Origin of the sequence: Nitrobacter sp. TKz-YC02 (assembly GCF_049852135.1) — a bacterium.
Classification (GTDB): domain Bacteria; phylum Pseudomonadota; class Alphaproteobacteria; order Rhizobiales; family Xanthobacteraceae; genus Nitrobacter; species Nitrobacter vulgaris.
The window spans coordinates 1,231,324-1,245,067 of sequence record NZ_CP180728.1; the positions used below are offsets into that span (position 1 = coordinate 1,231,324).

Below are 13,744 nucleotides of genomic sequence, written 5' to 3' on the forward strand. Positions count from 1 at the left end.
GGTATCGCTAAAACGTTGGGCGCGCTCCCAAATTCGTGTTTCTGCGTTCAGCACCGCGGTTCAAGCGGGGCGGGGCGAAACGGTGACGAGCTCGCGCAATGAATGGTGGAGGACACCTCGATCGGTCGTTGAGATTGCCGAGGTTCAAGTCTGGCCTGTTGAAGGAGGTCGGCCTGCTCGGGTTGGCCGCCAGCGGTGCCGCCATCTTGCTGCGTGAACAGATCGACAAGCTGAAGCGCGCACGGGCGGAACGTCTGGATGCGCGTGCCAGGAATCCCAACCGCGCGATTGCCTTTATCGAACGCCACGTTCCGCGCCGGCTTGGTGCGGTCATGACCGTTGTCGTCGTCGGTGGCAGCGCCGCGTTCGGCGTGGTCGCGGGCGGCCATGTCGATGAAGCGATCGCGGCTTTGGACGACACGCGCAATGCACTCGCCAACGCCGCGGGCTTCGGGATCACATCCGTTACCATCAATGGCCGCACGCAATTGACGCAGGATGAGGTGTTGGCCGCAGGCGGTGTCAACGGCCGTTCGTCCCTCCTGTTCCTCGATGCCGCTAGCGTGCGTGACAGCCTAAAAGCCAATCCGTGGATCGCGGATGCGACCGTGTTGAAGCTTTATCCAGGCGCGCTTCAGATCGACATCACCGAGCGTCTCCCCTTCGCGCTTTGGCAGGAGAACGGCAAGCTCGCGGTGATCGCCGCCGACGGAATGGTGCTCACGCCATACGTCGCGCAGCGCTTCGCGTCGTTGCCGCTCGTGGTCGGCAAAGGGGCGGAAACCCGCGCCAAGGATTTTCTCGCGCTGGTTGCGAACTATCCGGTTGTGAATAGCCAACTCAAGGCCGCGATCTTCGTCGGCGAGCGGCGCTGGAATCTGCGTCTCAAGGACGGACTCGACATCCGGCTTCCGGAGAACGACGTCGGTCTCGCGCTCGCTTCGCTCGTAAAATATGACAGAGAAAACAAGTTGCTGTCGCGCGACATCACCGCAATCGACCTGCGGCTGCCCGATCGCTTGACCGTGCGGCTTTCGGAAGAGGCCGCAAAGGCGCGCGAAGAGCAGGTCAAGAAGTCCAGCAAAAAGGCCGGCAGCGCATGACGGTCCTCGATCGCGACCAGGCCCCGAAAACCCGGCCGATGCAGCGCAATCGCAGCGCGCTGGTGGCGTCGCTGGACATCGGCACCAGCAAGATCGCCTGCATGATCGCAAGGCTGCGGCCGAGCGCACCGAACGATGCGTTGCGCGGACGAACCCACGCAGTGGAGCTGATCGGCTACAGCCAGATTCAGTCGCGCGGCATGAAGGCCGGCGCGGTGACCGATCTCGCTCAATGCGAGCAGGCGGTTCGCCAAGCCGTTTCACTGGCCGAGCAAATGGCAAAGGTCCGGGTCGAATCCGTGTTGCTGTCGGTCTCGGCCGGACGGCTGCAAGGACAGTTGATTGAAGCGGCCTCCCACATTCAGGGTGGCGCGGTTACCCCGTCCGATGTCAGCCGGGTTACTTCGACCGGAATGCATCACGCCACGGCCCCCGGGCGCACCGTGCTTCATGCGCTGCCGGTCGGCTATTCGCTCGACGGCGTAAAGGGTATCCGCGATCCCCGCGGCATGGTGGCGCGCCGATTTGGCGTCGATATGAACGTCGTGACCTCGGAGGCGACCGTCGCGAAAAATCTGATGCTGGCGGTAGAGCGCTGCCATCTCACCGTCGAAGCCATGGCTGCCAGCCCTTATGTTGCCGGCTTGTCGGTATTGACCGACGACGAGGTCGATCTCGGCGCCGCGGTCGTGGAGATGGGCGCGGGAACCACCACTATCGCGATCTATTCGGCTGGGCGCTTTATTCATGCCAGCGGTTTTGCCATCGGCGGACATCACGTCACGATGGATCTCGCGCGCGGATTGGGTGCGTGCATTGCGGATGCCGAGCGAATCAAGACGTTATATGGCACGGTGCTAACGGGCGGCTCGGATGTCCGCGAACTGATGACGGTTCCGGCAGCCGGAGACAGTGACAGTGATGCGCCGCAGGTCGTGTCGCGTGCGACCATCGCCAACATCGTTCGTCAGCGTGTTGAGGAGATTTTTGAGATGGTCAGGGACCGGCTCGCGGATTCCCCATTTGCCGCCGAGCCGCGTGCGCGGGTTGTGTTGAGCGGCGGTGCGTCTCAGCTTACTGGCATTCCCGAACTCGCCCGACGCGTCCTCGGTCGCCCGGTCCGCATCGGCCGTCCGCTCGGCTTCGGCCGCCTGCCCAATGAGGCCAAAGGCGCTTCGTTCGCCGTTCCGACCGGGCTGCTGGTGTATCCGCAATACGCGCATCTGGAACATGTTGAACCGCGGCGCACGCGGCAGGTCCGGACAGGGACGGACGGCTATTTCGGAAAGGTCGGACGATGGCTCCGGGAGGGCTTCTGATGAATTTTCCGCCAATTTGCAGATTTCCATCAATTCCCGCGGTCGACGACCGCCGGCATAGCGACACCGCGCGTGTAATCGAGAGGCAACCATGACCATCAATCTCAACGTTCCCGACATTCACGAGCTGAAGCCGCGGATCACTGTATTCGGCGTCGGCGGCGCTGGCGGCAACGCGGTCAACAACATGATCACGGCCGGACTGGTCGGGGTCGATTTCGTGGTTGCCAACACTGATGCGCAGGCGCTGACTATGTCCAAGGCGCAGCGCATTATCCAGATGGGCACGCAGGTCACTCAGGGTCTCGGCGCCGGTTCGCAGCCCGATGTCGGCGCTGCCGCGGCGCAGGAAGTCATCGACGAAATTCGCGATCACCTCTCGGGGGCGAACATGGTGTTCGTCACCGCCGGAATGGGCGGCGGCACTGGCACCGGTGCTGCGCCGGTTATCGCCAAGGCCGCGCGCGAAATGGGGATCCTGACCGTCGGCGTCGTCACCAAGCCGTTCCACTTCGAGGGCCAGCGCCGGATGCGCACCGCCGACTCGGGGATCGGCGAGCTGCACAAGGTGGTCGATACGCTGCTGATCATTCCCAATCAAAACCTGTTCCGGGTGGCTAATGAGAAGACCACCTTCGCCGACGCCTTCGCGATGGCCGATCAGGTGCTTTATTCGGGCGTGGCCTGCATCACGGACCTGATGGTGAAGGAAGGCCTGATCAATCTCGACTTCGCCGACGTCCGCGCCGTGATGCGCGAGATGGGCAAGGCGATGATGGGCACCGGAGAGGCTTCCGGCGAGAAGCGCGCGCTCACTGCCGCCGAAGCGGCGATCGCCAATCCGCTGATCGACGACAGTTCGATGAAGGGCGCCAAGGGGCTCCTGATTTCGATCACCGGCGGCAAGGATCTCACCCTGTTCGAGGTCGACGAAGCCGCCACGCGGATTCGTGAGGAGGTCGATCAGGACGCCAACATCATCGTCGGCGCCACCTTCGATGAGAGTCTCGACGGCATCATCAGGGTATCGGTGGTCGCGACCGGCATCGACCAGGGCACGATTGCGCGTGCTGCGGCCACCCCGGCCGTGAAGACGGTCTCCGCAGCGCCCGACCCCCGTGCGGCCGAATTGACTGCAAAGCTCCGTGAGGACAACAAGCGTGCTTCCGCTAATCTCGCTCAGAAGCCCATCGAGCCCCGGCCTGCCGTCCAGCCGGTGCAGCCAGCGCAGGCTCCGACCGCTCAACCCGCCGCTAATGTAGAGCGTGCAGCGTTGGAGGCGATTGCTGCGGCGGTTGCCGAGCCAACGCCGCCACCGCCTGCTCCGGCTCCCGTGCAGCCGGCCTCGTACGGCGACGTTACTGTTCGGCCGATTGCGCAGAAGCCGACGCTGTTCCCGGATCATGATCCCGCGCCGCGCGAGCAGCACGAGACGCCGCCGCCGGAAAACTTCATCCCGCAGCCGGCCGAACGTGCCCCGGTCCGCGTTCCTCGGATGCCGAGGATGGAGGAACTACCGATGCCAGCGCAGAATGAAATTCGACAGGCCCGGGGCGAGGTCGACGGAGAGCATCCGCAGAAGAATCGGCTGTCACTCCTGCAACGTCTGGCCAATGTTGGTCTCGGCCGGCGCGATCAGGACGCCGAGCCTCCTCTCGCGGGTCGCGAGGCCGGGCCAGCCATGGCTCAGATGCCGCCATTGCCGGAGCGCCGGCCGCAGCGCAGCGTTGCCGAGCAGATGGGTAACGAACCGGTATCAGAGTACGCGCGCCGTCCGTCGCCTCAAGGACTGGATTCTCACGGCCGTCCGGTTCCCGTTACGCCGGCCCCGCAAGGCGATGATCACCTGGATATCCCCGCCTTTCTTCGCCGCCAGGCTCACTGAAGTCTGTAACAATTGAAAATTGGAAAGGGCTCCGACCTTTTAGGGTCGGAGCCCTTTTCTCTTGATACGGCATCTAGATTTTCCACGTATTTTACTGAAATTAATAGAAAATTAGTGTCTTCGGATTTTCGTAGAAGGTCACGCTCCGACGGAAAATTTGGTTAAGGGGCGGCGTGATTGCGGCGGAGATGGGGTAACAATCGGTAAAGAAGCGTGAGTTGGCGTGCTTTATGGCAACCGGTATGTTCTAGGCGTGACTTTGGGGATCACGAATCGATTCGTCGCCTTTGCAGGCGGAGACATCGCCTTTCGGGATTAGTCACTTGGGCAAGACTTTATGAGATTCAACCGCCAGACGACGCTTCGTTCGCGAGCCACCGTGACGGGTGTCGGCGTTCATTCCGGACTACCAGTCAATTTGACCCTTGGGCCTGCCTCGATCGATGCGGGTTTTATTTTTGTCCGTATCGGTCCCGATGGAACCGAACGTCGGGTGCGAGCTGCGGTAAAATCCGTGACGTCGACCCAGTTTGCCACTGTCCTGGGCGACCAGCAAGGCTCGCTTGTATCCACCGCCGAACACGTTCTTGCTGCATTGCGAGGCCTTGGGGTCGACAATGCAACCATTGAACTCGACGGACCTGAAGTGCCGATTATGGATGGCAGCTCGGCGGCGTTCGTCGCCGCGATCGATCAGGCTGGTATTGTCGAGCAGTCGGCAGCGCGCCGCTTCATTCAGGTTCTGAAAACGGTCCGGGTGAAGAAGGGCGAGGCGTTCGGCGAACTGCGACCGCACAGGCGCGGTTTTCGCATCGACATCGAGATCGATTTCGCCAATCCGGTGATCGGCCATCAGGATTATTCCATCGATCTCAATCCCGAAAGTTTTCGTCGCGAAATTAGCCGGGCTCGAACCTTCGGTTGCATGAACGATGTCGAAAGACTCCGGAGCGCGGGTTTTGCGTTGGGCGCGTCATTTGAAAATTCCATGGTGTTCGATGACGAGCGCCTGTTGAATACCGGCGGTCTGCGCTACGCCGACGAGTGTGTGCGACACAAGGCTCTCGATGCGATCGGCGATCTGGCTCTCGCAGGGTTTCCGCTGATCGGCGGCTATCGTTCGGTGCGTGGCGGGCACAAGCTCAACCACGCGGTACTCACGGCCCTGATGGCCGATCGGACTGCGTGGCGGGTGGTTGAGGATCAGCCGGCTCCGCGTCCGCGCAGTCAGGGCGAAGTGGTCGGCGGAATGGTGGGCGGCATGGTTGCGGCCTATGGTCCCAACGTGTCCTGAGTTCTGCCCGGCCTCGCACGCTTTCATCCATCCTGCTCCATACGCGCGCCCTGATCCTGCACGGCTCCGCAGTCTCACGCGAAATGCTTGGGTGGTAGTATGGACAGGCGAGATCCGGATGAATCGGACCAAAGCCTTACTTTCGATCGAGCATGATCTTGTCCGAAAAGTGATTTCCGCTCGGGACCGGGCCCGGTGTTCCCGCCTTAATCCCGGCGAAATACCTGCTTACCCCGTTGGTGGACGGATTCTTTTCGGCTAAACGGGTCGCGGTAAAAGGCCGCGCATCCTGTTTGCCTGGTGCTTGGATCGCCGTATCACGGACGTCGGATTTTCATCAATGTTGGCTAAGCGTATGGCGCTCGGACTGAGCGAGTTCATGGATCGCGTCGCTCTTGATCGGCTTGGCGGGAAACTCCGGCTCGCCGCCAGTCTTGCACTTGTTGCCGTTACCGTGGCCGGTTGCGGGACCGGACCGCTCTTGGACAAGCTCACGGCAAAGGACGAACAGACCTTCAGCGATGACCCGGCGGACAAGCTCTACAATGAGGGCTTGTTCCTGATGAACAAGGAGCGCGACCTCAAGGCGGCTACGAAGAAATTCGACGAGGTCGACCGCGAACACCCCTATTCGGAATGGGCGCGGAAGTCGTTATTGATGTCGGCCTATGCATCTTATCAGGCGGGCGATTACGATACGTGCATTGGCTCCGCGTCGCGCTACGTGACGCTCCATCCGGGCACCCCGGACGCCGCCTATGCGCAATATTTGATCGCCGTCTCGAACTACGACCAGATCCCCGATGTCTCGCGCGACCAGGCTCGCACCGAAAAAGCCATGCACTCCATGGAAGAGGTGATCCGTAAATATCCGACGTCCGAATATGCCGGCGAAGCTAAGAAGAAACTTCAGGCCGCGCGCGATCAACTCGCCGGCAAGGAAATGGCGATCGGCCGCTATTATATGGAGCGACGTGATTATACGGGCGCCATCAACCGCTATAAGGCCGTGGTGACGCGCTACCAGACCACGCGGCATGTCGAGGAAGCGCTGGCTCGGCTGACCGAAGCCTACATGGCGATTGGAATCGTTGCCGAGGCGCAGACCGCCGCGGCTGTGCTCGGCCACAACTTTCCGGACAGTCGCTGGTACAAGGACGCCTACAATCTCGTGACGTCAGGGGGAAGCCAGCCCAGCGAGAATAAGGGCTCGTGGATCAGCAAGGCGTTCAGGAAAGTGGGGCTTGGCTAGACATTCCCAAGCCGTTTCAGCGAATGCTGTTGCGAATGCGGAATCGAAGGGCGCCCCTTGGGCTGCCGATGCCGTTATCAATCCGTGGCTCTGGTTTCGCGATCCGAACTTCGCTAGTCTCCGCGCCACGCTTCTCTGCATCTCTCAACGACTTTCGGCAGGAACCGGCCTCCTATGCTTGCGCGCCTTTCGATCCGCGACATCGTCCTGATCGAGCGGCTCGACATCGAGTTCGCCTCCGGTCTTGCGGTGCTGACCGGCGAGACCGGCGCGGGAAAATCCATTCTGCTTGACGCCTTTGCTCTGGCGCTCGGCGGTCGCGGCGACGCCGGGCTGGTCCGTCACGGCGCGGAGCAGGGTCAGGTCACGGCCACGTTCGATGTTCCCAAGAACCATCCGGCCTGCGTCATCCTTACCGCCAATGGCATCGACGGCTCTATTTCTGAAGATTCGGGCGAGATGATTCTTCGACGGGTTCAACTCGCCGACGGTCGCACCCGAGCCTTCATCAATGATCAAGCGATCAGCGTGCAGACCTTGAAGGCGGTAGGCGCGACGCTGGTGGAAATTCATGGCCAGCACGACGAGCGGGCGCTGGTCGATGCATCGACCCACCGTCGGCTGCTCGATGCCTCTGCGGGGCTGGACACCGAAGTCGCAGCGCTGGAGGTGTTGTGGGAAGCTCGCCGCCGCGCCCGCGCGACGCTTGACGATCATCGCGCCGGCGTGGAGCGCGCCGCGCGAGAGGCCGAGTTTCTGCGTCATGCCTCCGACGAGTTAACACAACTCGCACCGCAGGACGGCGAGGAAACCGCGCTTGCCGAACGTCGTGCCACGATGATGGCGGGCGAAAAGATCGCAACCGACCTGCGCGAGGCGCAGGACGTTGTCAGCGGTCATGGCTCACCGGTGAGCGTGTTGGCGGCTGCGGTGCGGCGGCTGGAACGGCGAGCTGCGAATTCGCCGCAACTGGTCGAGCCCGCGGTCAGAGCCATCGATGCCGCCATCAACGCGCTGGAGGAGGCGGACCAGCATCTCGCGGCGGCGCTGGTTGCCGCCGATTTCGACCCGGCCGAGCTGGAGCGTATCGAGGAACGGCTGTTCGCGTTGCGCGCGGCGTCGCGCAAATATGCGACGCCGGTCGACGGCCTGGCTGCGCTTGCCAAGAAATACGCCGCGGAAGTCGCGCTGATCGACGCCGGTGCGGACCGATTGGCCGTTCTGGAAAAAGAGGCGGCCGACGCCGACAAACGTTATAAAGCGGCAGCGGCGAAACTCTCGGCCGCGCGCACGAAGGCTGCTGACAAGCTCGACAAGACGGTCAACGTCGAACTTGCGCCGCTGAAACTCGAGCGCGCCAGATTTTCCACGCAGATCGATTCCGACCCGTCGGCACCGGGACCGCAAGGCTTCGACCGCGTCGAGTTCTGGGTGCAGACCAATCCCGGTACGCGACCGGGGCCGCTGATGAAGGTCGCCTCGGGAGGCGAACTGTCGCGCTTCCTGCTGGCGCTGAAGGTGGTGCTCTCCGACAAGGGCTCGGCGCCGACGCTGGTGTTCGACGAGATCGACACCGGGGTCGGCGGCGCGGTGGCCGACGCCATCGGCGCGCGGCTGGCGCGCTTGGCCTGCAAGGTGCAGGTGATGGCGGTGACGCACGCGCCGCAGGTCGCGGTGCGGGCCGATCAGCATCTGCTCATTTCAAAGGATGCGCTGGATCGCGGCAAGCGCGTCGCCACGCGTGTTGCGACGCTGGCTGAGGATCACCGCCGCGAGGAGATCGCGCGGATGCTCGCCGGAGCCGAGATCACCGCGGAGGCTCGTGCCGCCGCGGACCGGCTGTTGAAAGCGGCAGGGTAGTGTCTAGGTCCAGGCATGAGCAACAAACTGAATCGAGCAGCCGCAGTCAATCAAATCGCTGATGATTGGTTATTAGTCTTTCCAGACACTCAGAAAGCGCAACTTACGGCCGCTTTGCGGACTTTCTCGGACAACCATCTTGAAGACATCATTTCCTTTCATCGGCGAATTGAAGATTTAAAACCGCCGACGAGAAGGCGCATTTTGCGGGACCTTCCGGATAATTATATGAAAGTTATCTCGGAAATGCTTGAGGCTTACACCAAGGAAATCGAACGCGCTAAGCATGCTTACTATATCTTAGACGCACCCTATATGCCCGATTCCGATTTCGACTTGCTTGAAAAGCTGGTCAAAATAACTATCGAGCAGAAAAGGCAATGGAAAAAGTACTTTGATCGTATCAATGCGGTAGGCACTAAACCATCTGCACGTGGCTTCGCAAAGGTGCAGCACGCGGTACCGATGTTGTCGCTCGGCAATGCTTTCAGCGACGCTGAGGTTGCGGAATTCGTCGAACGCATCCGGCGTTTTCTGAAACTTGCCCCGGACGAATTCCCCGCCATTGTCGCCGAGCCGAAGATTGATGGCCTGTCGCTATCATTGCGCTACGAGCGCGGCGAACTGGTGCGCGCGGCGACGCGCGGCGACGGCTTCACCGGCGAGGATGTCACCGCCAATGTCCGTACTATCAAGGACGTGCCGCAGACGCTCACAGGCCGCAACATTCCCGCCGCCTGCGAGTTGCGCGGCGAGGTCTACATGCTGAAGCAGGACTTTCTTGCACTGAATAAAAAGCAGCAAGAGGCTGACGATACCGTGTTTGCCAATCCTCGCAATTCGGCCGCCGGTTCGTTGCGGCAGAAGGATGTCGCGATCACCGCGTCGCGTCCGCTCAAGTTTTTCGCCTATGCGTGGGGCGAGATGATAGACCGGCCCGCCGACACCCAACACTGCATGCTGGAGTGGCTCAGGGGCGTCGGATTCGTCGTCAATCCGCTGATCGAATTGTGTCATAGCGTCGAGGATGTGCTGGCGTTTTATCGCCGCATCGGCGAGCAACGCGCCACGCTCGGCTACGACATCGATGGCGTGGTCTATAAGGTCAACCGGCTCGACTGGCAGGAGCGGCTCGGCTTCGTGTCGCGAAGCCCACGTTGGGCGGTCGCGCACAAGTTCGCCGCCGAGCAGGCGATCACGATCCTCAAGGGCATCGACATTCAGGTCGGCCGCACCGGCGCGTTGACGCCGGTGGCGCGGCTGGAGCCCGTCACCGTCGGCGGCGTCGTGGTGCAAAACGCGACGCTGCACAACGAGGACTACATTAGAGGCATTGGAAATGACGGCCAGCCGATCCGCGACGGTGTTGATCTTCGCGTCGGCGACACCGTGGTGGTGCAGCGCGCTGGTGATGTGATTCCGCAGGTGGTCAGTGTTGTCATCGACAAGCGGCCAACGAGCGCCAAGCCGTATGCGTTTCCGCACAAGTGTCCGATCTGCGGCAGTCACGCAGTGCGCGAGGAGGGCGAGGCGGTGCGCCGCTGCACCGGCGCACTGATCTGCCCGGCGCAGGCGGTGGAGCGTCTCAAGCATTTCGTCTCGCGTCTTGCCTTCGACATCGACGGTCTCGGCGAAAAGCAAATCCAGGAATTCTATGACGACGGCCTCATCATGCATCCGGTCGACATTTTCACGTTGCAGAAGCGCGACGCACGCGCAGCGAAAAAACTGAGTGATCGCGAGGGCTATGGCGATGTTTCAGTGCGCAACCTGTTCGCTGCGATCGACGCTCGCCGCAAGATCGAACTGAACCGGTTGATCTTCGCGCTCGGCATCCGCCATGTCGGTGAGGGCAACGCTAAACTGCTGGCGCGGCATTACGGCAGTATCGAAAATTTTCGATCCGCCATGGCGGAAGCGGCCGCGGCGCAGACGGAGGAAGGCAACGGGTCGGATGCCTATGCCGACCTCAACAACATCGGAGGCATCGGCGATATCGTCGCCGACGCGGTGGTCGAGTTCTTCGCTGAGACGCGCAACGTCAGGGCACTGAACGATCTGCTCGCTGAGATCGAGGTGCTGCCGGTCGCGCAGGCCCGCAGCGACTCGGCCGTGGCCGGCAAGACCGTTGTGTTCACGGGTTCGCTGGAAAAATTCACGCGCGACGAGGCCAAGGCATCGGCTGAGCGGATGGGCGCGAAAACTTCCAGCTCGGTGTCGAAAAAGACCGATCTTGTCGTCGCTGGTCCCGGAGCTGGCTCAAAACTCAAGGACGCCGAGAAGTTCGGCGTGAAGGTGATTTCGGAAGACGAGTGGCTGCAACTGATCGAGGGATAAGCGATTCCCCGAGTGGTGCGTCGAGGACGTGATGGCGCTCAAGCTGCTGGCTGGCCGATCGTCACTGTCAGCGTACCGACGCCGTCGCAGCCGCATTCGACGTGGTCGCCCGGCTGAAGGGGGGAGACGCCGGCTGGCGTGCCGGTCATGATGATGTCGCCGGCGTCAAGCGCGACCTGTTGCGAGAGCTGCGCGATGATCTCCGGCACATTCCAGATCATCTGCGCGAGATCTCCGGATTGGGTTTCCCTGCCATTGACCGTGAGCCAAATGTGGCCCTTCGACGGATGTCCGATCCTGGCGGCGGGTTGCAGCGCGCCACTGGGCGCGGCGTGATCGAACGATTTTGCGATCTCCCAGGGCTGCTTCTTTTCGCGCACAGCGTTTTGCAGGTCGCGCCGGGTGAGGTCGATGCCGACGGCGTAGCCGTAGACGTGATCGAGCGCGGTGTCGGCGGGGATGCGCAAGCCGCCGCTCTTCATCGCGACGATCAGTTCGACTTCGTGATGCAGATTCTGGGTGAGGGGCGGATAGGGGATAACCGCGCCGTCAGCGTCGATCATGTCGGCGTGTTTGGCGAAGAAGAACGGCGGCGCGCGCTCATCGTGGCCCAACTCGCGGATATGGTCGAGATAGTTGCGGCCGACGCACCAGATGCGGCGGACTGGAAAAAATCTGTCCTCGCCAGCGACCGCAATGACGGATTGGGGCGGCTGTGGAATCACGAATGGCGATACGCTCATGCGGGCTCTCCGCTCTGCCTGCGCTGGCGCGACGAGATCGTCATTGCGGACAATCGCAATGAGCTTACGCCGACGCGCTCAAAGGGGTCAGCGTCAGCGGCGCTGTTTCGCGATGCTGCAGGCGGAAGAACGAAGCATAGCGTCCGCCGCTCCGCAGCAGGTCGTCGTGGCGCCCGCGCTCGACGATCTCGCCGTTCTCGACCACAAGAATGGCGTCGGCATGCATGATGGTGTGCAGGCGGTGCGCGATCACGATCGTGGTGCGATTGCGGCACAGATGCTCGATCGCTTCCTGCACCTGCTTTTCGGATTCCGAATCGAGTGCGGCGGTGGCCTCGTCCAGCAGGATGATCGGCGCGTCTTTGATGAGCGCGCGCGCCACGGCGATGCGTTGGCGTTGCCCGCCGGAGAGCTGGGTGCCGTGCTCGCCCACAGGGGTATCGTAGCCGAGCGGAAAGTTCATGATGAAGTCGTGGGCGCAGGCGGCTTTCGCCGCCGCGACGATCTCGTCCTCGCTGGCGCCGGGGCGGCCGAACGCGATGTTCTCGCGGATGGTGGCGCGGAATAGGTAAACGTCCTGGCCGACATAGGCAGTCTGCTGGCGCAGCGATGTGCGCGATACGCCGGAGATGACCTGTCCATCGATCAGGATGTCACCGTCGGTGACCTCATACAGGCGCAGCAGGAGCGCCAGCACGGTGGATTTTCCGCCGCCCGACGGGCCGACCAGTGCTGTCATCTTGCCCGGTTCGGCGACGAAACTCATGCGCTTGAGCACGGGCTCATCGGCGCGATAGGCGAACGTGACATCCCGCAGTTCGACGCGCGCGTCAGTCAATTGCAGAGCGGGTTTGTCACTGTCGTCTGGCTCGCTGGCGGGGCTGTCCACGATTTCAATCAGCTTGCGCGCGCCGATCAGGCTGCTGTTGAGTTCGATGTTGAGACGGGCCAGCCGCTTGGCCGGCTCATAAGCCAAGAGAAACGCTGCGAGGAACGAAAAGAACTGGCCTGGCGTCGCGCCCATGGCGACGACGCGATAACCGCCATACATCAGCCCGCCGGCGATAGCGAAACCGCCGAGCGTTTCCATCAGCGGGCTGGCGCGGTTGGAGACCCGCGCCATGTTGTTGTTGGTCTGCTCGACGGCGGTGATGCTGGCGTCGATCCGTTCGCGCATGGTCTGTTCGAGCGTGAACGCCTTGACGGTCCGAATGCCTTGCAGCGACTCCTGCATCGTCTCCATGATGTCGGCGGTGCCATGGAACTGGCTGTGCGCCAGTCCCTTGATGCGCTTCACCAGCTTGCGCAGCACGATCATCGCGGGCGGCGCCACTAGCGCGCCAAACAGCGACATATACGGATCCTGCATCACCATCACGGTGACCAGCCCGATTAACGACAGGAGATCGCGACCCACCGCGTTGATCAGCAGGCTGAGCACCTGTGTCACCGAGGTCGCGCCGGCCGTGAGCCGCGCAAGAAATTCCGATGAATGTCGTTGCGAGAAATAGCCGATGCTCTCGCTCATCAGCTTGGCGAACAAGCGGCGCTGATTATTGGCAAGGATCGCGTTGCTGATTTGGGACAGGATCACGGAATGACCGTAGGTCGCCGCGCCCTTGGCCACGAAGATGACGAGCACCACTGTGGACAGCATGAAGATGCCGCTCACGTTGCGGTCCACGTAAGCCTGATTGATGACTTCACCGAGCAGGTAGGCCGAGGTCGCCGTCGCCGCCGCGGAGACGGCCATCAGCGCGAATGCGGCGAGGTAGCGCCGCCAATAGGCCATGCCCTGTTCCGTGATCAGGCGACGAATGAGAGCGGCCGCGCCATAGGGATCGTCGGTAATTTTCTTCGGAGGTTCGGTCATCGCGTTCCGTTGACGCCGTGAATCGGCGGTTGCCCGCGCGTCAGGGGTATTGCGAAAGCTCCGACTCAATGCCCGCAA

At 62.1% G+C, this 13,744-nt stretch carries 9 protein-coding genes; 7 read left to right on the plus strand and 2 right to left on the minus strand.

From position 1 onward, the window contains the following. Positions 1-98: 98 nt before the first annotated feature. The 7 genes from ACM561_RS05815 to ligA all read left to right on the plus strand — a co-directional run bounded on the left by ACM561_RS05815 (position 99) and on the right by ligA (position 11,050). Entirely contained in the window at positions 99-1,103 is a 1,005-nt protein-coding gene (locus tag ACM561_RS05815) for a cell division protein FtsQ/DivIB (protein ID WP_425908717.1), read from the plus strand. Continuing rightward, positions 1,100-2,422: a cell division protein FtsA gene (ftsA, locus tag ACM561_RS05820; protein ID WP_079446112.1), complete on the plus strand. Its 1,323-nt coding sequence runs from the start codon at positions 1,100-1,102 to the stop codon at positions 2,420-2,422. The genes ACM561_RS05815 and ftsA overlap by 4 nt, the downstream gene beginning before the upstream one ends. A gap of 91 nt (positions 2,423-2,513) precedes the next feature. Next, positions 2,514-4,307 (plus strand): cell division protein FtsZ, encoded by a 1,794-nt coding sequence (gene ftsZ, locus ACM561_RS05825; RefSeq protein ID WP_425908719.1) that lies wholly within the window; start codon positions 2,514-2,516, stop codon positions 4,305-4,307. A gap of 337 nt (positions 4,308-4,644) precedes the next feature. Further along, positions 4,645-5,601 (plus strand): UDP-3-O-acyl-N-acetylglucosamine deacetylase, encoded by a 957-nt coding sequence (gene lpxC / locus ACM561_RS05830; RefSeq protein ID WP_425908721.1) that lies wholly within the window; start codon positions 4,645-4,647, stop codon positions 5,599-5,601. Positions 5,602-5,956: 355 nt separating this feature from the next. Then, positions 5,957-6,853: an outer membrane protein assembly factor BamD gene (locus tag ACM561_RS05835; protein WP_425909654.1), complete on the plus strand. Its 897-nt coding sequence runs from the start codon at positions 5,957-5,959 to the stop codon at positions 6,851-6,853. Positions 6,854-7,027: 174 nt separating this feature from the next. Then, positions 7,028-8,713 (plus strand): DNA repair protein RecN, encoded by a 1,686-nt coding sequence (recN, locus tag ACM561_RS05840; RefSeq protein ID WP_425908723.1) that lies wholly within the window; start codon positions 7,028-7,030, stop codon positions 8,711-8,713. Between the two features lie 228 nt (positions 8,714-8,941). Next, complete coding sequence (gene ligA, locus ACM561_RS05845) at positions 8,942-11,050, plus strand: NAD-dependent DNA ligase LigA (RefSeq protein WP_425908724.1); 2,109 nt, start codon at positions 8,942-8,944, stop codon at positions 11,048-11,050. Positions 11,051-11,088: 38 nt separating this feature from the next. Here ligA and ACM561_RS05850 read toward each other — a convergent pair whose 3' ends face one another. Beyond that, positions 11,089-11,793 carry a fumarylacetoacetate hydrolase family protein gene (locus ACM561_RS05850; protein ID WP_425908726.1) on the minus strand — a complete coding sequence of 235 codons (705 nt, stop codon included), beginning with the start codon at positions 11,791-11,793 and terminating at the stop codon, positions 11,089-11,091. Positions 11,794-11,857: 64 nt separating this feature from the next. Next, positions 11,858-13,666: an ABC transporter ATP-binding protein gene (locus tag ACM561_RS05855; protein ID WP_425908727.1), complete on the minus strand. Its 1,809-nt coding sequence runs from the start codon at positions 13,664-13,666 to the stop codon at positions 11,858-11,860. Positions 13,667-13,744 lie beyond the last annotated feature (78 nt).